20 protein-coding genes are annotated in these 20,539 nt (G+C 70.6%); 9 read left to right on the top strand and 11 right to left on the bottom strand.

Annotated elements, in window-relative coordinates; translation table 11 throughout:
- Positions 1 to 61: 61 nt before the first annotated feature.
- From OG199_RS01400 to OG199_RS01385, 4 genes are all read right to left on the bottom strand, one after another.
- Entirely contained in the window at positions 62 to 559 is a 498-nt protein-coding gene (locus OG199_RS01400) for a winged helix-turn-helix transcriptional regulator (RefSeq protein ID WP_405827398.1), read from the bottom strand.
- A gap of 221 nt (positions 560 to 780) precedes the next feature.
- Complete coding sequence (locus tag OG199_RS01395; protein ID WP_401804920.1) at positions 781 to 1,122, bottom strand: zf-HC2 domain-containing protein; 342 nt, start codon at positions 1,120 to 1,122, stop codon at positions 781 to 783.
- 426 nt (positions 1,123 to 1,548) lie between these two features.
- Entirely contained in the window at positions 1,549 to 2,229 is a 681-nt protein-coding gene (locus OG199_RS01390; protein ID WP_356801765.1) for a response regulator transcription factor, read from the bottom strand.
- Entirely contained in the window at positions 2,226 to 3,377 is a 1,152-nt protein-coding gene (locus OG199_RS01385; protein ID WP_401804923.1) for a sensor histidine kinase, read from the bottom strand. The genes OG199_RS01390 and OG199_RS01385 overlap by 4 nt, the downstream gene beginning before the upstream one ends.
- A 329-nt stretch (positions 3,378 to 3,706) precedes the next feature.
- Here OG199_RS01385 and OG199_RS01380 point away from each other — a divergent pair, with 329 nt between their 5' ends.
- Complete coding sequence (locus OG199_RS01380; protein ID WP_405827395.1) at positions 3,707 to 4,078, top strand: BlaI/MecI/CopY family transcriptional regulator; 372 nt, start codon at positions 3,707 to 3,709, stop codon at positions 4,076 to 4,078.
- Positions 4,079 to 4,153: 75 nt separating this feature from the next.
- Here OG199_RS01380 and OG199_RS01375 read toward each other — a convergent pair whose 3' ends face one another.
- The 5 genes from OG199_RS01375 to OG199_RS01355 form a co-directional block, all read right to left on the bottom strand.
- Positions 4,154 to 4,663, bottom strand: coding sequence for a DUF302 domain-containing protein (locus OG199_RS01375; protein WP_405827393.1), 510 nt, complete (start codon positions 4,661 to 4,663; stop codon positions 4,154 to 4,156).
- Between the two features lie 260 nt (positions 4,664 to 4,923).
- Positions 4,924 to 6,015, bottom strand: coding sequence for an ABC transporter permease (locus OG199_RS01370; RefSeq protein WP_405827391.1), 1,092 nt, complete (start codon positions 6,013 to 6,015; stop codon positions 4,924 to 4,926).
- 74 nt (positions 6,016 to 6,089) lie between these two features.
- Positions 6,090 to 6,233, bottom strand: coding sequence for an alpha/beta fold hydrolase (locus OG199_RS01365; protein WP_405827389.1), 144 nt, complete (start codon positions 6,231 to 6,233; stop codon positions 6,090 to 6,092).
- A complete protein-coding gene (locus tag OG199_RS01360) occupies positions 6,230 to 6,853 on the bottom strand; it encodes an alpha/beta fold hydrolase (protein ID WP_405827387.1) in 624 nt (207 codons plus the stop codon). Before OG199_RS01360 ends, OG199_RS01365 begins: the two co-directional genes overlap by 4 nt.
- 393 nt (positions 6,854 to 7,246) lie before the next feature.
- The gene (locus tag OG199_RS01355) at positions 7,247 to 7,771 is read right to left on the bottom strand and encodes a helix-turn-helix domain-containing protein (RefSeq protein WP_356804573.1); all 525 of its coding nucleotides are present in this window, start codon (positions 7,769 to 7,771) and stop codon (positions 7,247 to 7,249) included.
- A gap of 56 nt (positions 7,772 to 7,827) precedes the next feature.
- Between OG199_RS01355 and OG199_RS01350 the strand changes: the two genes are divergently transcribed.
- Positions 7,828 to 9,378 (top strand): MFS transporter, encoded by a 1,551-nt coding sequence (locus tag OG199_RS01350; RefSeq protein ID WP_405827385.1) that lies wholly within the window; start codon positions 7,828 to 7,830, stop codon positions 9,376 to 9,378.
- Positions 9,379 to 9,453: 75 nt separating this feature from the next.
- Here OG199_RS01350 and OG199_RS01345 read toward each other — a convergent pair whose 3' ends face one another.
- Both OG199_RS01345 and OG199_RS01340 read right to left on the bottom strand, forming a co-directional pair.
- Positions 9,454 to 10,290, bottom strand: a complete 837-nt coding sequence (locus OG199_RS01345) for a S1 family peptidase (RefSeq protein WP_405827384.1) — start codon at positions 10,288 to 10,290, stop codon at positions 9,454 to 9,456.
- A 182-nt stretch (positions 10,291 to 10,472) separates the two neighbouring features.
- Positions 10,473 to 11,279, bottom strand: coding sequence for an IclR family transcriptional regulator C-terminal domain-containing protein (locus OG199_RS01340; protein ID WP_405827383.1), 807 nt, complete (start codon positions 11,277 to 11,279; stop codon positions 10,473 to 10,475).
- Between the two features lie 165 nt (positions 11,280 to 11,444).
- Here OG199_RS01340 and OG199_RS01335 point away from each other — a divergent pair, with 165 nt between their 5' ends.
- From OG199_RS01335 to OG199_RS01305, 7 genes are all read left to right on the top strand, one after another.
- A complete protein-coding gene (locus OG199_RS01335) occupies positions 11,445 to 12,326 on the top strand; it encodes a dioxygenase (RefSeq protein ID WP_356804578.1) in 882 nt (293 codons plus the stop codon).
- Positions 12,323 to 12,847: a DoxX family protein gene (locus OG199_RS01330; protein ID WP_401804945.1), complete on the top strand. Its 525-nt coding sequence runs from the start codon at positions 12,323 to 12,325 to the stop codon at positions 12,845 to 12,847. Before OG199_RS01335 ends, OG199_RS01330 begins: the two co-directional genes overlap by 4 nt.
- Positions 12,844 to 14,319: an amidohydrolase family protein gene (locus tag OG199_RS01325; protein ID WP_405827380.1), complete on the top strand. Its 1,476-nt coding sequence runs from the start codon at positions 12,844 to 12,846 to the stop codon at positions 14,317 to 14,319. Before OG199_RS01330 ends, OG199_RS01325 begins: the two co-directional genes overlap by 4 nt.
- A gap of 3 nt (positions 14,320 to 14,322) precedes the next feature.
- The gene (locus tag OG199_RS01320) at positions 14,323 to 15,480 is read left to right on the top strand and encodes a CaiB/BaiF CoA transferase family protein (RefSeq protein ID WP_405827378.1); all 1,158 of its coding nucleotides are present in this window, start codon (positions 14,323 to 14,325) and stop codon (positions 15,478 to 15,480) included.
- Positions 15,473 to 16,267, top strand: a complete 795-nt coding sequence (locus OG199_RS01315) for a citryl-CoA lyase (protein ID WP_405827376.1) — start codon at positions 15,473 to 15,475, stop codon at positions 16,265 to 16,267. The genes OG199_RS01320 and OG199_RS01315 overlap by 8 nt, the downstream gene beginning before the upstream one ends.
- A gap of 252 nt (positions 16,268 to 16,519) precedes the next feature.
- Entirely contained in the window at positions 16,520 to 19,066 is a 2,547-nt protein-coding gene (locus OG199_RS01310) for a SpoIIE family protein phosphatase (RefSeq protein WP_401804953.1), read from the top strand.
- A 166-nt stretch (positions 19,067 to 19,232) separates the two neighbouring features.
- On the top strand, positions 19,233 to 20,432 hold the full coding sequence (locus OG199_RS01305) for a PP2C family protein-serine/threonine phosphatase (protein ID WP_401804955.1): 1,200 nt from the start codon (positions 19,233 to 19,235) through the stop codon (positions 20,430 to 20,432).
- Positions 20,433 to 20,539 lie beyond the last annotated feature (107 nt).

Below are 20,539 nucleotides of genomic sequence, written 5' to 3'. Positions count from 1 at the left end.
GGCTTGCGGGGTGGGAGGCGGAGGATTGCCGGTGGTCGCGCGCGGGTGACCGGGGCGACGGTCAGGCCGTGAAACGCTGCCGGATGGCGGGGCGTTCGGCGAGATGGCGGGGGTAGCCGGGGCCGAGGCGGGGATGGGTGTCCTCCGCCGTCAGGGGTTCCCGGCATTCGGCGCAGACCACCTCGGCCGCGCTCTCGTGCCCGCAGGAGTCGTGGTGGAAGACGACGGGGGGTCCCTGCTCACCGCTGAGCCAGCGATTGCCCCAGCTGTTCATGGCCGCCAGTACACCGAAGAAGTCGCGACCCATGTCGGTGAGGACGTAGTCGTAGCGCACCGGCTCCTGCTGGTAGGCCTTCTTCTCCATGAGGCCCTCGTCCACCAGCCGCCGGAGCCGGGCGGTCAGGGTGTTGCGGGCGATACCCAGCTCCTGCTGGAAATCGTCGAACCGCTTGATTCCGTAGAACGCCTCCCGCAGGACCAGGGGCGTCCACCAGTCGCCGAGCAGATCCATCGTGCGCGCGATGGAGCACGGCCAGTTCGCAAAGGAAGTCCGCCTCATGCGCCCAGCATACGAGGGTCTCACCATAGGACCCAGCAGTTCGAGCAGGGACGGCCGGCCTGAGAGAACGTCCGCGGTCACCGCGCCGGGTCGAGCGTGCCCGCGGTCACCGCGCCCGGCCGTTCGCCCCGCGCGGCAGACGGTGACTCCGCCGCGCGCGGGGGCGCGTGCGGCTGCCGACCAGTCGTGGGTGGTGAGGTCACCGGCGTGTCCGGCCATGGTCACCGGACACAAGCGGTGCGGCTGACCCACTGGGCCAGCGTGAGCCGCCTGGCCACGGCCGCTCGGGCCGGGTTGCGCCGACGGATCGGCACGTGCCCGCACTCGCGACGGTCGGCGACACGCGTCCGCTTGTTCGCGTCTCGTTCGCAGACCAGGGCCTCGCGCAGAAGGGACAGGTGGGCCGGTACGGCGGCGAGGCGGTCGTACTCGTCCCGGCAGGGGCCGCCGCAGGTCGTCACGTGGGCGGCGACGGCGCTCGCGTCGTCCGGGCGGAGGGCCTGGAGCGCGTGGCCGGCGAGGAGGTCACGGATCGTGCCGCATTCCTTGATAGAGGTGAGCATGATCGGGTGTCCTTTCTGTGCTGGGTGGTGTGCCGCTCTGTGCGAGAGGCTCGCCACCTGGGGTTCACGGTTTCACTCTCGCCTACGACGGGGTCCCGGCACATCGTCCCCACGCAGCGAATCCCGGCTACCACGGGCGTGGTACCCGGGATGCCGGGCTACGGCTGGTGCAGAACGCGTCGTAGCAGGTCGTAGTAGGCCGTCCATCGGGTGTGCCCCCGCCGAGGCGCTGGTTCCGGCGCCGGAGCGGCGAGCGGACGGGCCTGCGTCACGAGGCCGGGTGCAGCGCCGCAGCGGCCGTCACGCGGACATGCGTCCGGAGGGCGGCGGAGTGGCTGAACCGGCCGTCACGCGGGCCGTGCGCCTGGAGACCGTGCGCCAGGAGACCGGGTGTCCTGCCGGACCGGCGCCGTCACGCGACGTCCGTCAGGAGGCCGGTTGCGTCGCCGGACCGACGAGACCGCACTGATAGGCGATGACCACGAGCTGCGCCCGGTCACGAGCGGCCAGCTTGGTCATGGCGCGGTTGACGTGGGTCTTGGCCGTCAGTGGGCTGACGAACAGGCGACCCGCGATCTCGTCGTTGGACAGGCCGAGCGCGACCAGCCCGACGACATCGCGTTCCCGCGGAGTCAGGTCCTCAAGCCGTTCGTGGACGGCCGTCGGGCACGGGTCCGGCTGCGCCAGGAACCGTCCGATCAACGCCCGGGTCGCGGACGGGGAGAGCAGCGCCTCGCCGTCCGCGACCGTGCGGACGGCTTCGATGAGCTCCTCCGGACTGGCACCCTTGCCCAGGAAGCCGCTCGCACCCGCACGCAGTGCGTCGGTCACGTGCTCGTCGTCCTCGAAGGTGGTCAGGATGAGCACCTTGACGCCTGCCAGGTCCTCCGACTCGCAGATGATCCGTGTCGCGTCGATGCCGTCCATGACCGGCATGCGGATGTCCATCAGAACGACGTCGGGGTGGTGCGCACGCGCAAGTTCCACGGCCTCGCGGCCGTTGGCCGCCTCACCCACCGTCTCCATGTCGTCGGTGGAGTCGAACAGCATCCGGAAGGTGCCGCGGAGCAGCGCCTGGTCGTCGGCGAGCAGTACGCGGATCGTCATCGCCATTCCTCCGACGGGTTGTCCACGGCCGGGCTGGACCGCAGCGGCAGTTCGGCGGTCACGCTGAAACCGCCTTCGGGGCGCGCGCCCGCGTGCAGTCTGCCGCCGACGGTGGCGGCACGCTCGCGCATACCGATCAGCCCGTGACCGGCTCCCGGCTGGGGATCGTGAGGTCCGGCGCTGCCGTCGTCCTCGACCGTGATCGTCAGGCAGACGGGGTCGTAGTGCAGGAACACCCGGGCGTGATCCGCCCCGGAGTGCTTGTGCACATTGGTCAGTGACTCCTGCACGATGCGATACGCGGCCAGGTCGACCGATGGTTCCAGCGGTTCGGCGTCGCCCTGCCGGATGTGCTTCACCGCCAGTCCGGCCCGTTCGAACGACGACAGGAGGGCCGGTACCTGTGCCAGGCCCGGCAGCGGGTCGCGTGGCGCCACCGGATCGTCGGACTGCCGTAGCAGGCCCACGGTGACACGTAGTTCGTCCAGCGCCGAACGGCTGGCGTCCCGGATCTCCTCCAGAGCCGTGAGAATCCGCTCCGGCCGTCGCTCCACCAGATGGGCGGCGACGCCCGCCTGAGCATTGATCAGGGCGATGTGGTGCGCGACGATGTCGTGCAGCTCACGGGCGATCCTGACGCGCTCGGCCGCCACCCGGTGCTGTGCCTCCTGCTCACGGGTGCGCTCGGCGTGTTCCGCCCGTTCCTCCACCGCCGCCACATAGGCGCGGCGTGAGCGGACCCCGTCTCCGACCGCGGCCGGCAGAGCCATCCACGCCAGCGTCGCCGCCTTGTCCGGGTCCAGCCACGACCTGGACCCCCAGACCACGGCCGCCCCCACCAGGACGGCGGCAGAGGTGGAGGCCGCGATGCAGGCGGTCCGCCGGTCGGTCGCCAGGGCCACGGTGTAGACGGACACCAGTACCGGACTCGTCACCACGGGACTTTCCCGGAATCCGAGCATCTGGAAGACGACTCCGCAGCAAACCGTGAGGGCGAGTACGCCGAAGGGGTGGCGACGCCGGCACACCAGAGCGGAACAACCGACCGCCGCGACCACCACGGCAGGCCAACGCACCAGAAACGCGTGCTTGTGCGGTTCGATCGAACTGGCGACGACCGACAGCACGAACAGGACCGCCGCACCCACTGTGTCGCCCCTGGTTACCAGGGAGCCCCCTGGCCGTCTCCGTCCGATGATCGCCGCCATTCCACCACCGTAGGGTTCGCGGCCGGATCGGGCATTGTCTCGCTGGGCCAAGTGCACCTGGGGCGAGGCCCGGCGGCGGTGCGTCGGGTGGTTCGGCGGGCGGTTGTCTCCTCCTGGTGGCTGGTGGCTGGTGGCTGGTGGCTGGTGGCTGGTGCGGCGGGCGGCCGGCCGCCCGCCCGCCCGGCCGGTTGCCGTGGTCGCCTTGTTTGTGCGGTGGGGGTGGAATCTGATCTGCTGCGCTCTGGAGTGCGTGGGGAGAGGGAGGGGCTATGACGGCCACCGATGGTGAGCGCCGACCCGCCGGCGAGCTGGAGGCAAGCGTGCTCGCGGCGTTGTGGGCGGCGGGCAAGCCGCAGTCGGCGGCTCAGGTGCGGTCGGCGATGCCGCAGCCGCTGGCCCGTACGACGGTCGCGACCCTGCTGGCCCGGCTCCATGAGAAGGGGGCTGTCGGCCGCAGTCCCGGCACGCGGGGCTTCGTCTACTTCCCCGTGGAGGACTCGCACGGGCTCACCGCCCGCCGTATGCACCGCGAACTCGACCAGGACGGTGACCGAAGCACGGTGCTGGCCCGGTTCGTCGAGCACCTCAGCCCCGAGGACGAGACGGAGCTGAGGCGCCTCCTGGGGGAGAGCGGGCCGTGATCGTCCTGTTCCTGCCGGCCGCCGGGGCTTCGCCCTGAGCGGGCCTCGGGCAGGGCCGGTTCGGGAGCGCGCGGATCAGGCGAAGTCCTTCGAGGCGTCGACTCCGCAGACCCGCAACAGTTCGACCACATGGCGGTCCAGGTCCTCGCCGACTTTTGTGACCTCCGGAATCCCGAGACTGCCGAACTCGTCGCTCGGCCGGTGCATCATGAACACCGCGTTGCCGTCGTCGTCGCTGTGGACCAGCATCCGCAGGGGTGCGTACAGCATCGCCCTCGGATCATGACGGAACATGCTCTCCGCGAGGACGTGGTTGCCGATCAGGTATTCCACCGACCTGACGCTGTGCCCCGCCGTCCTGAACAACTGGGTGGTGTTGAGCCGGAAGTAGCGGACCAGGTGGTGGGGTGCGTTCTCGGCCATCGCGGCACGGACGTCGTCCCACGTGCCCCCGTTCTCCTCGATGAGCTCGTACGCCCAGCTGTCGACCGCCGGCGCGGCCTTCTCCAGCGCGGTGACGAACTCGTCGTACGGGATTCCGGTCCGGATCTCCACGCGCAGTACGGTATGGCTCTGGCTGGGCATGCGGAGACTCCCTGTTTCCGTTGTCGACGCGCGGACGACCGCGATCTCGAAGAGAGGCGCTCTTGTCGGCAGCCCCTCAAGACCGGTCGGCGGATGCTACGGAGAGCGACGAACTGCCTGTCCGTCGCGGTCCGCCCCTTACTCAAAGCGACCATATGGTGGGCCGATCACCGGGGCAAACCGAGCGAAGGATGATGATTTCCCGTCGCCGGCCCTCATTTCCCGCTCCTGTCGGTTGGCGCTCCGTGGTGGTCGGTACGTCATTCCGGGTGCGCGGCGACGGTCGGCTCCGCTCCGGGTCGGCGGTGCCTCAGCAGGCAGAAGACCATCGTCGAGACGAAGGCCCAGCCGGTGAGGACCAGGAACGGGAAGGCATGCAGATACCCGGGGAAGTAGACCTCGGTGTGGATCGCGCCGATCGCCGCGCCCGTCGGCAGCCAACGGCCGACAAGGCCCAGGAAGGTGGGGAGCAGGGGCCAGGAGACCGCGCCGCCGGAGGAGGGGTTCCCGATCAGCACCGTCAGACACCAGGTGGGGATGAGGGCCCACCGTCCGATCAGGACCATGAACATCAGGAACAGCGTGCTGGCGGCGTACATCGTGAGGGCCAGCGTCAGCCAGACCGCCACGAAAGGCAGTTGGAGCGCTCCGAGAACCCAGTCCACGACCGCTGTGATGGTGAACGCCCCCAGCAGGGAGTAGGCGACGGTGAAGGCGAGGCGCGCACCGGCGCCGAGTTCCTTCGCGTGCACACTGAGTTGGATCGCGCCCACGAAACTCACCACCACGGCCGCCAGCGAGATGTAGAAGATCGCCAGACCGCGAGGATCGCCCCTCTGGTTCGGCTTGATGTCCCGTACCACGACGTCCGTTCCCGCGGTCTTTCCCGCCGCCCGCGCCGCCTGTTCGAGCACCGCTGCCACCGATGCGCCCGACGCGGACGAGACGTCCACCGTCACCGTGCGCCGCTGTCGCACGTCGAAGATCGCGAAGACCGTCTGTCTCTCGGCGGCTTGCCTGGCCTGTGCGTAGCAGGGGTACCTGTGAACCACCAACGAGGTGCCCAGCGCGGTCTCCATGCCGGTCAGAAAGGCGCCGTGGGCCGCGTCCGGCGGCCCGATCACCGCGATCGGCACCCGGTGCGGGGTCGGATTGGCGAAGGCGTAGGTGTACGACCACGCGAAGACGCCCGCCACCGCCGAGACGAGGAACACGAGCACCGTCGCCGGCAGGAAAGGGGAACGCGCGAAGGCCTCCCACCGCCGGTTCACCCTGCCAGGAGGCCGCAGGTGGGCCGCGCGGGCGCGGTTGCCCTCATGGGCGTGGTCGCCCCGCGGATCCGGCTCTGCCATGGCGTTGACGCTAGGTCGGCCGACCCGGCCGCGCATCTGGAGGACAGCCTTGTCGAAGGACCGCGGACGACGCTCTACAGGGAGTCGGCGAGCCATTCGGTGAGAAGAGGGCCGACGACTTCGGGCGCTTCGACCTGAGGGAAGTGGCCGACTGCGGGAGGCCCGCTCAGAACGGTCAGTTCGGCGTGCGGGACCGCCTCGCGGATGCGCGGGATCACGTGAGCGCCGCTGACGGGTCCGCGGGGCCCCAGACGAACTGCTGTCCGCCGTCGTAGGTGCGCAGTGCCCCGGTCCATCGGGCGGTGTGCTCCCGCCGCTCGTCCATGTAACGCAGGAGCGCCGGGAGGACCCTGAGGCCGTCGCGTGAGAGGACGCCCAGCCACATGTCGTGCAGCAGTTCGCCGGACAGGGGCCTGCCGGTGAGACGCGACACAGACGCCGTGAACGCCTCTTCCTTCATCTGCCGCGCCACCTCGGGCCCCGAAGGACCGTGGAGGAGCGTCTGCTCGGGGGTGGGGTGGTGGAGGTCGGGGAAGATGCCTCCGTTGAGCCAGGTCATCGACGTGACCCTGAGCGGATTGCGGGCCAGGATTTCCTGGGCGACGGACACCCCGTAGTCGTGGGCGACCAGGGCCGTCGTCTCGCGGCCGTCCAGGGCCCAGACCGCCTCGATGAGGTCGGCCTGCTCGAGTACGGAGTAGGGGTGCGGGTAGGGCTTGTCGCTCTCGCCGAAACCGAGGAAGTCGGCCGTGGTCACGCGGTGGCCCGCGGCCACGAGCTGCGGCACGACCGCCGCCCAGTCGTACGAGGAGGTCGGGAACCCGTGCAACAGAGTCACGGGTGCAGCGTCCGGTGCTCCGTCGTGGCGCACGAATACGGTGCGACCGAATCCCGGGAGAGCCTGGCGGGCGCCGCCGGCGATCCATTCCTCACGGGAAGTCAGGAGGTCGGCCACATCGCTCCGATCGCGGGCACGGCAGGCACAACGGCTGGGCGCGCGCAACGCCTCCGCGGGCGCCGACCCCTCGCGCGGCGGGGCCGGTCCCGGGCAGAGGGCTCCGTCTGGGGAGACGGACCCGATCACGCACTGCCCACCCTGACCTCGGCAGGGCGGACGCGCATCTTGTACCGGGCCACCGGGTGACCGCGGGTGACCGCGGGCGGAGTCTGCCACGGCCGATACGGGCCTGCGGGCGACGGTGATCCTTCGCTGACCGTGCGGCACGCGGAGTCAGAGATCCTCGCGTCCCGCGTCCGACGCGAACCGCGCGGCGGTGTCGGGCAGGCCGACGTCGTGGCCCTGCGCGCACTGCACCACGGCGCCGACCGGGCTTCCGCAGCCGACGTGGACGAGTTCGACGCCGCCTTCGTTGCCGAGGCGCGCTCCCCACTCCATCAGGGCGACGAACACGGGGAACAGCGACCTGCCCAGATCGGTGAGGACGTATTCGTACCTGGTCCGCTGGCCGGCCTCCCGGTACGGATGCCGTTGGAGCAGGCCCGCCTCGACGAGGCGTTTGAGTCGCTGGGCGGTGACGGCTTCGGTCAGACCGGTGTGCCGTGCGAGCGCGTCGAAGCGCCGGGCTCCGTAGTAGATCTCGCGCAGGAGGATCATCGCGGACCGCGTGCCGACCAGTTCCAGGGCGTGCTCCATGTGGCACCAGCCCGCCACGCTCTCGTCGTGATCGGAGAACCGGCCGGTCCTGGTGATCACCGGCTCGACACCGGCTTCCGGCGCCCCGCTGGACTCCGTCATGACCTCACACCCTCCCTGGCTACGAATGTGCATAGCCAGCCTGCTATCTTCTGACTATGGTCTCCACTAGTCAGCCTAGCACCCGTGCGGTTCCGACCTCCGCGCCCCACGCGACCCCGAACGGGCGGAGGTGGTGGGCTCTGCTGGTCCTCTGCCTGGGCGTGATGATGGTCTTCGTCAACGTCTCCTCGACGATCTCGGCGCTCTCGCCGCTCCAGGACGCCCTGCACCTGTCCGCGAGCACCACGGTCTGGGTGAGCAGTGCCTTCAGCCTCGCCCTGGTGAGTCTGGTGCTGTCGGCCGGCACGCTGAGCGACATCGTCGGGCGGCGGCGGACCCTTCTGACGGGCGTCACGCTCTTCACCGTCGGCAGCGTCATCGCCTACCTGGCGGGCGACGCGGGCCTGCTCATCGCCGCCCAGGCGCTGATGGGCGTCGGCGCGGCGGCCGTCCTGCCGGCCAGTCTGGCGATCGTGAGCCACACCTTCACCGACCCGCACGAGCGCACCGGCGCCATCAGCGCCTGGGCGAGCTGCGCGGGCCTCGGGCTGGCGGTCGGACCCCTGGTGGCCGGCGTACTGCTCGACCGGGTGTCGTGGCACGCCGTCTTCCTCACCAACGTGGTCATCGGCGTGCTCGCCCTGATCCTCACCCCGCTGCTGGTGACGGAGAGCAAGCACCCCACACGCCGGTTCGACTCGGCGGGCGTCGTCCTCGGCACCCTCGCCGTCGCGTCGGCCACGTACGCGATCATCGAGGGTGGCTCCACCGGCTACGGCAGGCCCGTCATCATCGCCGCGTACGCGGTCTTCGTCCTCTCGTTGGCGGCCTTCGTGCGGGTCGAACTCCGCCACGACGACCCCATGTTGCAGCTGCGGCTGTTCAAGAACGCCTCGTTCACGATGGTGATGAGCATCAGCGCCGTCACCATGTTCGGCTTCGTCGGCATCTCACTGCTCACCGTTCTCCATCTGGAGCGGGTCGCCCACGACAGCGCTCTGATGACGGGCGTGAAGCTTCTTCCGATGTTCGCCACCTACATCGTCGTCAGCGCGTTCGCCGGCCGTCTGGTGCGCAGGATGGGCGTCGCCGCGACGCTCACCACCGGCCTCGTCCTCATGGGGGCGGGAGCCTTCGCACTCCTGGCGGCCGGACCGTTCAGCGGGTACGGGGCCATGTGGCCGGGCCTGTTCGTCGCCGGCGCGGGTTCGGCCGTCCTGGTGGCGCCGTCGACCGCCGCGGCCGTCAACAGCGTGCCACCGCTCCAGGCCGGCATGGCGGCCGCGTCGGTCAACATGTTCCGCCAGCTCGGCAGCGTGCTCGGCCCCAGTGTTCTGGGCACCCTGGTCACCACCCGGTTCCCGGACTACCTGCACGACCGACTGGCCGCGTCGGGCATCCCGGCCGACCGTGTCGACGGCGTGGTCGCCGGAATCGCCCACGGCGGCACGAGCGGCCCCCCGGCCGCGCAGGCGCACGCGATCTCCGTCGCCGTCCCCCAGGCCTTCAGCGAAGCCCTTCATCTGGGCTGGTTCGTCGCCGGAGTCGTGCTCCTCGTGATGACCGTCCCGACGGTGTGGTTCCTCCGCCGCCCCTCGGCGGCCTGACCCGACGCAACCTTCCAGGGAGGCCGGACCACCGCTGACCGGGCCGCCGCGCGCCGGCGGTGCCGGCCGTGCTTGTCAGTGCTGTCCGCTCTGTCGTTGCTGTAGGCCCTGTCGTTCAAGCGGCTCGGTGCGGTGACGGATCCAGTGACGGATCCAGTCGACGAGCGCCGTGACCCGGGCGAAGTAGTTCTCCTGGCCCTCCGCTCCGCACGGATGATCGCCGACGATGCCGCTGCTGATACCGACGAGAGTGAACCCGCCCCGGTCGTTCCGGTGCATCAGGGGTGCTCCGCTGTCTCCGTAGCAGGTCGCCCGGTGGTTCCGGATGAGCGTGCACACGTGGAGCTTCCTTCGGAGCCCCTGGCGGAAGCATCGGCCGCTCTCGGCCTGGTATGTCTCCAGCAGCGTGTCCGGGGCGGGACCGTCCTCTCGGGTGTGGCCCCAGCCGGCGACCACGAGCGGTCCCGGATACGACGTGAGGCGGGAGGAGGGCGGCAGCGTCAGGGGCGCGACGGTGCGACCGAAGCTCACGGGCGTGTCCAGTCGCAGGAGCGCCGCGTCGTAGCGGAGATGGCGGCCGGACGCGTACCGCGGGTGTCTGACGACGCGGAGCACGCGGAGCGAGGCGTCGGTCTGTGTCCGGAGCGCGGTGGTGCCCAGGACCACCCTGATCTCCTGGCTGCCCACGCAGTGGCCGGCGGTGAGGACCCAGCTTTCGCTCACCAGGGTGCCCGTGCAGGAGCCCTGGTGTCGCCCGTCCCTCAGGATCTGGATCTGCGCCATCCAGGGGTACTTGGCCGCTGATGTCACCCGACTGCCGTTGACGATGCCCTGGGCCGCCGCCGACATGCCGATCAGGAGGGCGAAGGCCGCCAGTACGGCCGTCACCGCCCGGCGGGAAATCCCTGTCATCCACCACTCCCGCACCGAGTCGTCCACCACTCCCGCACCGAGTCGTCCACCCCTCCCCGAACCGTTCGGGCAACGGTCGGTGATCGTAAGGGGCGGTGCCTCGGTCGGTGGACAGGCGCGACGGGGTCTGTTTCGTCCGCTTCCGGACAGGGCGGGCGAACGCCTGAGCACGGCGTCGGGGCTCAGGGCGCGGTGTCGAGGATCTCCAGGGAGCGTGCCTGCCACGTCGCCCAGTCGCCGCTGATGGCGCTCGCCGCGCGCAGCAGCAGGGGCAGGTGATGGTCGACCAGGGTCTCCACCGAGGTCTCGGCGGCGTGGGCGTTGACGTTCACGGCCGCGACGGTCGTGCCGTTCCCGTCGCGTACGGGCGCGGCGACCGAGCGGATGCCCGGTGCGAGGTCCTGGTCGGTGACCGCCCACCCCTTGGCCCGCACATCACGCAGGACGGCGTGGATCTCGTCCCGGTCCGGGGTCCAGCGCGGGGTGACGCCGGAACGGCTCGGTTCGGCCAGCGACTTGTCGAGTTCGTCGTGGCTCAGCGTGGCCAGCAGGACCTTGCCGAGCGAGGTCTGCAGAGCGGGGAACCGCGTCCCGATGGTGACGCCCAGGGTGACCAGTTTCGGTACGGCGACCCTGGCCACGTAGACGATGTCGGACCCGTCCAGCTGGGCGATCGAGCAGGACTCACGGGTCTGTTCGACCAGGTCGCGGAGATGGGGCCGGGCGAGTTCCCAGAGGTTCATCGAACCGACGTACGCGGTGCCGAGGTCGAGTACCCGGGGAGTGAGGGAGAAGCCGCGCTCCTGCGAGCGGACATAGCCGAGCTGTTCCAGCGTGATGAGGATGCGCCGGGCCGTGGGGCGGGCGAGGCCCGTGGCGCCGGCGATCTCGCTGAGGGTCATCGAGCCGCTGCCCGGCCGGAAGCAGCGCAACACGTCCAGCCCGCGGGCGAGGGCCTCGATGAACTCGGGATTTCCGTCTCGGCGCATGGCACCAGGCTAGCCGAGCGGACAGTGGTCCGATACGTCCGCTGCCTTCTGGTCGGTGCAGAGGTCTTGTTTCGCTCTCAACCATGCGGCACATTGACCGCTGTGCGGACAGTCGTCCGCAAGACGTCGGCATGACGCCGGGCAGGCCGGACCGAGGAGGATTCCATGGCCTTCGTGACGGAGGAGAATCTCACCGACCTCGCGGAGAAACGCTGGGCCACCGCTGACTCGCCCCGGCTCGCCGAGCTGACGACGGCGTTGGTGCGGCACCTGCACGCGTTCGCACGCGAGGTCCGGCTCACCGAGGACGAGTGGATGGCGGCCGTGGAGTGGCTCACGGCGACCGGGCGGATCAGCGACGACAAACGTCAGGAGTTCATCCTCGCCTCCGACGTGCTCGGCCTGAGCACCCTCGTCGTGCAGCTCAACCACCGGTTCGCGCCGGCCGCGACACCCGCCACGGTCCTCGGCCCGTTCCACATCGACGGCTCGCCACCGGCCCCGTACGGCTTCGACATGTCCGACGGTGTCGAGGGCACCCCCTTGTTCGTCACCGGCAGGGTGCTCGGACTCGACGGCACACCGCTGCCGGACGTCGTCCTCGACGTGTGGCAGGCCGACGCGGACGGCACCTACGAGGCACAGCTCGCGGACGTCGACGAGGCACGGCTGCGCGCGAAGTACCGGACGCGCTCCGACGGGACGTACTGCGTGCGCACCATCGCTCCGCTCGGCTACGCCATCCCGATGGACGGACCGGTCGGCGCGCTCATCGGCCGGACCGCCATCAGCCACTTCCGACCCGCGCACGTCCACTTCCTCATCGACCATCCCGGCCACGACCGGCTGATCACCCACCTGTTCCGGAGCGGCTCCCCCTACCTGGACAGCGACGTCGTCTTCGGGACCAAGGACGAACTGGTCGTGGACTTCAGCGAGCATCCGGCCGGCCCCGCCCCGGACGGGAGCACCGTCGACGCGCCTTATCTGCGGGCCGAGTTCGACTTCGTGCTGCAGCCCTCGGCCTCGGACGGAACACAGCCGTGAACCTCGGCCTTCTCCTGCTGCGGCTGCTTCTCGCCGCACTCCTGTGCGGCCATGGCGCCCAGAAACTCTTCGGCCGGTTCGGCGGGGCGGGGCCCGACGGAACGGCCGCCGTCTTCGAACGATGGGGCTTCGTACCCGGCCGGCCCATGGTCCTGCTCGCGGGGCTGGCCGAGCTGACCGGAGCGGCGTCGCTCGCGACCGGCCTGCTCACCCCCGGCGGCTGCGCCGTCGTCGTCGGCACGATGACCGTGGCGGCCGCGGCGACCGCTCCGAACGGGTTCTGGGCCCAACAGGGCGGCTGCGAGGTCCCGTTCTGGTACGGAGCGGCGGCCGCCGTCCTCGGCTTCACCGGCCCGGGCGCATGGTCTCTCGACCATGCCCTCGGCCTCGACCCCCTCCACGGCTACGGGTGGGGAGCCGCCGCGCTCCTGGTCGGCACGGCCACCGCGGCCGTACCTCTCGTCCTCCGGTCGCGGGTGCTGCGCACCCGGGCACAGCAGCACAACGAGGTGACTTCATGACGATCGACATCCCGCACCCCGACGACCTCAACGCCGGACGCCCCCTTCTTTTTCGTAACGCCACCGTGCTGTCCATGGATGCCGCGATCGGTCTGTTGGAGGGCGGGGACGTCCTGGTGCGCGCGGGACTCATCGAGCGGGTCGGGCACGCGCTGACGGCGCCCGAGGACGCGGTCGTGGTGGACGCCACCGGCGGCATCCTGATGCCGGGCATGGTCGACACGCACCGGCACATGTGGCAGACGGCCCTGCGCGGGTTCGGCGCGGACTGGACGCTGTCGCAGTACTTCGTCTTCTACTACCTCAACTGGGGCAAGATCTTCCGCCCCGAGGACATCCACGCGGGCAACCTGCTGTCGGCCGTGGAAGCGCTCGACGGGGGAGTGACCACCACGGTGGACTGGTCGCACGGCCTGCGGACTCCCGAGCACGGGGACGCGGCCGTCGAGGCGCTGCGGGCCGTACCGGGCCGCTTCGTCCTGGCCTACGGCAACCTCCTGGGCGCGCCGTGGGAGTGGGCGACGGCCCCGGAGATGCGGAGGTTCGTGGACCGTCACTTCGCCGCGCCGGACGACATGCTGGGGCTCCAGCTGGCGTTCGACGTCACGGGCGACGCGGCGTTCCCGGAGAAGGCCGCGTTCGAGGCGGCGCGTGAACTCGGCGTGCCGGTCACCACGCACGCCGGGGTCTGGGGCGCGACGGGCGACGACGGCATCCGGCTGATGTGGGACCACGGGTTCATGACCCCCGACGTCACCTATGTGCACTCCGCCACGCTCAGTGAGGACTCCTACCAGCGGATGGCCGCTTCCGGCGGAAGGGTGTCGGTGTCGGCGGAGAGCGAGCAGAACGCGGGACAGGGCTACCCGCCCACCTGGAGCCTGCGGCGGCACGGCATCCCGGTGTCGCTGTCGATGGACACCAGCGTGTGGTTCAGCGCCGACCTCTTCTCGGCGATGCGCGCCACGCTCTCGGCCGATCGGGCTCGTGAGCACCTGGAGGCCCACGCGGCCGGCGAGACGGTGGTCCACCACACGCTGCGGGCACAGGACGTCGTCGAGTGGGCCACCCTCGGCGGCGCGCGGGTCCTCGGCCTCGACGACCGGATCGGCTCGCTGACACCGGGCAAGAAGGCGGACCTCGTACTGATCAGGAACGACCGCGACCCGGCCATGTTCCCTCTCCTGCACCCCTACGGGCACGTGGTGTACCAGGCCCAGCGGGCCGACGTGGACACGGTCGTCGTCGACGGCAGGGTCGTGAAGTACCGGCACGAACTGGTCGGTGTCGACCTGCCCAAGGCGCGCGAGGCCGTGGGCGCCACGGTCGAGTACGCCCGCAGGACGCTCGGCGAGGAGGCCTGGCGGGAGGCGTTGGAGCCGGAGATCCCGCGTACCGAGCCGGTCTCGAACCCCTACACGTACAGCACGTATCGCGGCGAGGGTGTCGCGGTGCGGCAGGAGGAGTCGTAAGTCATGGCCGACGGTGTGCGCGGGCCGCTCGACGGGCTGCTGGTGGCGGATTTCTCGCGGATCCTGGCGGGTCCGTACGCGACGATGCTGCTGGCGGACCTCGGGGCCGACGTGGTCAAGGTCGAGGGCCCGGCGGGGGACGACACCCGCTCCTGGACGCCACCCGTGAGGGACGGGGTGTCGACGTACTACCTGGGCGTCAACCGGGGGAAGCGGTCGGTCGTCCTGGACTTCCGTGACCCGGGGGACGCCCGGCTGGCCAGGGAACTGGCCCGGCGGGCGGACGTGGTGATCGAGAACTTCAGGCCGGGCGGCCTGGCCCGCTACGGTCTGGACCACGCCTCGGTCAGCACCGTGAACCCGGGCGTGGTGTACGCCTCGATCAGCGGCTTCGGTACGGGCCCGGGGCGGGACGTTCCCGGGTACGACCTGATGGTGCAGGCGATCTCCGGACTGATGAGCCTCACCGGCGACCCCGAGGGGCCCGCGTACCGGGCCGGCATCTCGGTGTTCGACGTGATGGCCGGAAATCACGCGGCCATCGGGATCCTCGCCGCACTGCGTCACCGCGACAGCACCGGACGCGGCCAGCTGGTCGAGGTGAACCTGTTGTCCTCGGCGCTGACCGGGCTGGTCAACCACAGCTCCGCGTACGTCGCCGGCGGGACCGTGCCGTACCGGATGGGCAACGCCCACCCCAGCGTGTTCCCCTACGAACCGTTGCCGACCGCCGACCGCGACCTGATCGTCACCGCCGCCAACGACGGACAGTTCCGCAGGCTGTGCGAGGTGCTCGGCATCCCCGGGACCGCCGACGACCCCCGCTTCCGCCACAACGCGGACCGCACCGAGCGGCGTGAGGAGCTGCGGCCGATCCTGGTGGAGCGGCTGAGGACGCGCGGCGCCCTGGAGTGGTTCGAGCTGCTGGTGGCCGCGGGAGTGCCGTGCGGGCCGATCAACACGATCGACGGCGGGTTCGCCATGGCCGAGCGTTTCGGGCTCGACCCGGTGGTCGAGGTCGGTGAGGGCGAGCGGGCCGTGCCCACGACCCGGCACCCGATCCGCTTCTCCGAGACACCGGCCGCCTACCGGCTGCCGCCGCCCGCCCTCGACGAACACGGCGACGACGTGCGCAAGTGGCTGGAGAGTGGCGATGCCTGAGTATCCGACAGCGCTCGGCGCCTCGTCCCTGGACCGGATCACCCTCCTCGGCCGGGACCTCGCCGAGGAGGTCATGGGTGAGGTCGGTTTCGGCGAGCTGGCGTTCTGGCTCGCGACGCAGCGCCGGCCGGCCAAGGGAGAGATCCGCGTCTTCGAGGCGGTGCTGGCCGCACTCGCCGATCACGGGTTCACGCCGACCGCCATCACGGCGCGGCTGACCTTCCTCTCCGCTCCGGACTCCGTCCAGGGAGCGCTCGCGGCCGGCCTGCTGGGGGGCGGTTCGCGCTTCCTGGGCGTCACCGAGGACTGCGGCAGGTTCCTGCATGACGTCCTGGCCGGTGTGGAGGGCGCTCATCCGGCCGACGAGGGGGAGTGGGACGCGCTCGCGCTGACAGCGGTGCGCTCGGCACGGGAGGCGGGCCGGCTGGTACCGGGGCTGGGCCATCACGTGCACAAGCAGGGCGACCCCCGCACGGCGCGGCTGTTCCGGATCGCCCACGAGGAAGGGGTGTCCGGCCCGCATCTCGCCCTGTTCGCCGCCATCGGCCGTGTGCACCTCCAGGTGCTGGGCAGGACGTTGCCGCTCAACGGCGCCGGGGTGTGCGGGGCCGCGCTCGCGGATCTCGGCCTGCCCCTGGAGCTCCTGCGTGCCTTCGCCCTGCTCGCCCGCACCGCCGGACTCATCGGCCAGCTCGCCGAGGAACTGCGCGATCCGGTCGCCAAGGACATCTTCCTCTCCGTGGACCTGAACAACCGATCGGTTCCACCGCGTCCCCATGACGGGTAGACGGTCACCGCGGAAGGACGGGTAGAAGGTCACTGCGCACCACTTGTCACAGCTGAAAGCGTCTTCTGGTCAATTGCCTGAAAGGTGTGGATCGAGTCGTTTCGATGGCTCCGTCCGTATCTGAATCCGAGCGTGGAGATGGAGCGCGGGTCGTTCCGCCCGGCCACTTCCCGTGGCCACCGCCGCTGCGGCGGCGGCGCGGCGGCCTCCCGCATCCGTACCGCCCTCTCCGGCTACCTGAGGACTACGGCGATGACCAGCACAGACATGGTGACGCAAGGTGAACGAGCAAGCGCGATCGAGAGGTCGGACTCGGCGATCGCGATGCTTGACGACCAGGGGACGGTGGTGGGCTGGACGCGGGCCGCCGAGCGGCTTGTCGGATACTCCGCCGGTGACGTGGTGGGCCGGTCCGCGGCGCTCGTCCTGCCGTCCGCCGGGAAGGCGCCGACGATATCGGCGTTCGTCGAGCGGTGCCGTGCCCAGAACGGCTGGTCCGGCACCACGGCGGTGTGCCACCAGGACGGCCGTGTGCTCAACGTCAGCCTGCGGATCTCGATGTTGCGGGGGCGGCACGGCGCGGTCCGATGGCTCGTGTCCCTGACCGACATCGGCAAGCTGTCCTGGGGCGCGATGAGCGAGTCCGTGCGGGAGTCGCTGCTCGCCCGCACCCCGATCGGTGTCGTCGTGCGCGACACGCAACTGCGGTGCACCTGGGTGGACGACACGATGGAGCGCCACGACGGCGTGCCCCGCGACCGACGGCTCGGCCGCCGATTCACCGAGGTGCTGCCCGGGGCCAAGTCCGAAGAACTCGAGACGATGATGCGGCAGGTACTGAAGACCGGCACCACCAGGGTCCAGGAGTACCGACTGGGCCTGCCGACGGCCCCGCACAGGGAGCACTCGTTCGCCGTTTCGGTCTTCTGTCTCCAGGACGCCGACGGCCGAGTGCTGGGAGTGTGCGTCATCAGCATCGACGTCACCGAGAGCCGCCGGGCGCGCGAGCGCCTCACCATTCTCAGCGAGGCCAGTACGCGCCTCGGCCGCAGCCTGGACGTGATGCGGACCAGCCAGGAACTGGCCGAACTCGCCGTGCCCCTGCTCGCCGACTACGTCGCCGTCGACCTGGAGCAGTCGGTCCCCTTCGGCGAAGGGCCACCGGTCCACGTCGGTTCGACGGGCGAGCGCCTCGTCTTCCGACGTGCCGGACTGGCCTCGATCCACCAAGGCGTCCCGGAATCCCCCTGGGTGCGCGGCGAACCGGTCCTCGTGCGGCCCGCCTCACCCTTCATGGACGTCCTGCGCACCGGGAGGTCCCACCTGGAACCGTTCCTGGGCGGCACTCCGGGCACCTGGATCGACGAGGACCCGGCACGGGCGCGGAAGATCCACGAGAACGGTATGCACTCCCTGATGGTGGTGCCCATCCGCGCACGACGCGCCCTGCTGGGCGTGGTGGTGTTCATCCGCACCGAGGACCCCGGGCCGTTCCAGGAGGTCGATCTGCTCCTCGCCGAGGAACTCGTCAGCCGCGCCGCGCTGTCCCTCGACAACGCGCGCCAGTACGCCCGCGAGCACACCGCTGCCCTCGCGCTCCAACGCACCCTGCTTCCCCACCGGTTGAGGGGCGGCACGGCGGTCGAGACGGCCTCGCGCTACCTGCCCGCCGACATGGAGAACGGCGTCGGGGGCGACTGGTTCGATGTGATCCCCCTGTCCGGCGCCCGGGTTGCCCTCGTCGTCGGCGACGTCGTCGGACACGGCATCAACGCCGCCGCGAACATGGGCCGCCTGCGCACCGCCGTACACACTCTCGCCGACATGGAGTTGCCGCCCGGCGAACTGCTGGCCCACCTCGACGACACGGTCCAGCGACTGGCCGAGGAGGACGCCGACGCCTCGGACCAGCCTCCCGCGGTGGTCGGCGCCACCTGCCTGTACGCCGTCTACGACCCGGTGACTCGCCGGTGCACCATGGCCCGGGCCGGACACCCCCCGCCGGTGATCATCGACCCGCAGGGCACGGTCACCTTCCCCGACCTTCCCACCGGGACCCCTCTCGGCATGGGGCTGGGCGTCCCCTTCGAGTCCGTGGAGCTGGAACTGCCCGAGGGGAGCCTCCTCGCGCTGTACACGGACGGCCTGGTCGAGACCCGCGACCAGGACATCGACGTGGGGATGCGGCGCCTGGGCACCGCCCTTTCGCAGCCGGGTCGCTCCCTCGACGACCTCTGCGCCGACGCGACGGAGACCCTGCCGGGGGAGGCGCCGTCGGACGACGTCACCCTGCTCCTCGTCAGGACCCGCTTGCTCAGCCCGACCCGGGTCGCCTCCTGGACGCTGCCGAGCGACCAGGGTTCCGTCCGCCGTGCCCGGCACCTGGCAGCCCGTCAGCTGACCGCATGGGGCCTGGAACGTCTCGAGGACGCCACGAAGCTGATCGTCAGTGAACTGGTCACCAACGCCGTTCGCCATGCCGCCGGCCCGGTCGGTCTGCGTCTGATCCAGCATCAGGTCCTGACCTGCGAAGTGACCGATGGGAGTGTCTGCTCCCCGCGTCCGCTCCGCGCGGGCTCCGCCGACGAGAACGGCCGCGGCCTCCTCCTGGTCGCCCAGCTGTCCCGCAGATGGGGCTCCCGCTCGGTGTCGGGCGGCAAGGTCGTCTGGGCCGAGGAAGACCTGGCCTCCGTGGCGTCACGGACACCGGCACCTGGCGCGCCGCCCGAAACGGAGGATCATCCGGTTCCGGTCCCGCCGGCACTGGCTTCCGGTGTACGCGTCGACCAACAGGAATGACCGGGGGTGCGTCCCGTGACCGGGCACACGTGGGTGATCGCCGCGAAAGCCCTGCGCGAGGGGTCGTGTGGTCGTTCATGGTCGTTCGTGGTTCCGAGAGCCGAACGCCTAGCATGAGACAGAGGCACCGAAAACCGAGCCCTTGCCCCTGTGTGCGGGATGCGCCGTGAAGGATCCGGAGATCGACTACCAGGGCATTTTCGACGCGTCACCCAGCGCGATGCTGGTGCTCACGCCCGATCTTGTCATCGTGGATGCGAACGCGTCCTACCAGCACCTGCTCGGCCGCGCGCGACACCAACTCGTCGGCCGGTACGTGTACGACGCCTTCCCGAGGGACCCGGAGGGCCCGGACGATCTCAAGGCGTCGTTGCGACGGGTGCTGGAGACCCGCGCCCAGGACGTCGCGGGGCCGATGCGCCACGACGTGGAGGAGCCGCATCGACCCGGCGTGTTCGAAGAGCGCTACTGGAGCCCGATCAACGCCCCCGTCCTGGACTCCGAGGGAAACATCGTGCTGGTCGTGCACCGTCTGGAAGAGATCACCGATGTCGTGCGCGCATGCGGTCCGGAATCCGACAAGCGGCGCCTGCAGACGCAGTTCGAGCTCTACGCGCGATCCCGCGAGTTGCAGCAGGTCAACGATCGGCTACGGCAGGCCAACGCTCGCGAGCGGCAGGTCGCCCTCGCTCTTCAGGACGCGATGCTGCCCGCACCGGAGCGGCTCGAGCGTCACGAGGCGGCGGTGCGCTATCGACCCGCGGAGGACAACCTCAATGTGTGCGGCGACTGGTACGAGGTGACCCAGCTCGCCTACGGGGCCGCTGCCGTCGCGGTGGGTGACGTCGTGGGGCACGGCCTGGCGGCGGCAGGGATCATGGGCCAGCTACGGAGTGCCCTGAGCGCGGCCATACGCGTCGTCGACGGGCCCGCGTCCGCACTCGACGGGCTCGACATGTACGCGCGTTCCGTCCACGGCGCGCTGGCCAGCACCGCCGTGCAGACCGTCATCGACGAGGGCGACCACCGCATCACCTACAGCAGCGCCGGTCACCCCCCTCCGGCCCTGGTCCACCCGGACGGCACGGTGCAGTTCCTCGACCGGGCGACGGATCCGCCCCTGGGGGCCAGCCCCGTGCACACCCCCCGCCCGCAGGCCACGACCACCTACGCCGACGGTGCCGCGCTCGTCCTCTACAGCGACGGGCTGATCGAGCGCCGGCAAGAGGACATCGACCGGGGCCTCCAACGCCTCGCCGACCACCTCACCCGGCACCACAAGGACGATGCCGAGGACCTGGCGGAGGAACTGACCACGCTGAGCGCCGCCACCGATGACACCGTCGTGGTCGTCGTCCGCCTCTGACGCGGACGATCGACACCTGATCCGTGTGCGTGGCCGGAATCGTCCGTCCGGGACCGATTGCCGCCGTCATCGACCTGGCGACCCCGCGTGACTGCGGGACAATGAGG

The sequence above is a fragment of the Streptomyces sp. NBC_01176 genome, from assembly GCF_045039825.1.
Taxonomy (GTDB): domain Bacteria; phylum Actinomycetota; class Actinomycetes; order Streptomycetales; family Streptomycetaceae; genus Streptomyces.
The sequence above is the reverse complement of the archived record's forward strand: the minus strand, read 5'-3'. Positions and strand labels throughout refer to the sequence as shown.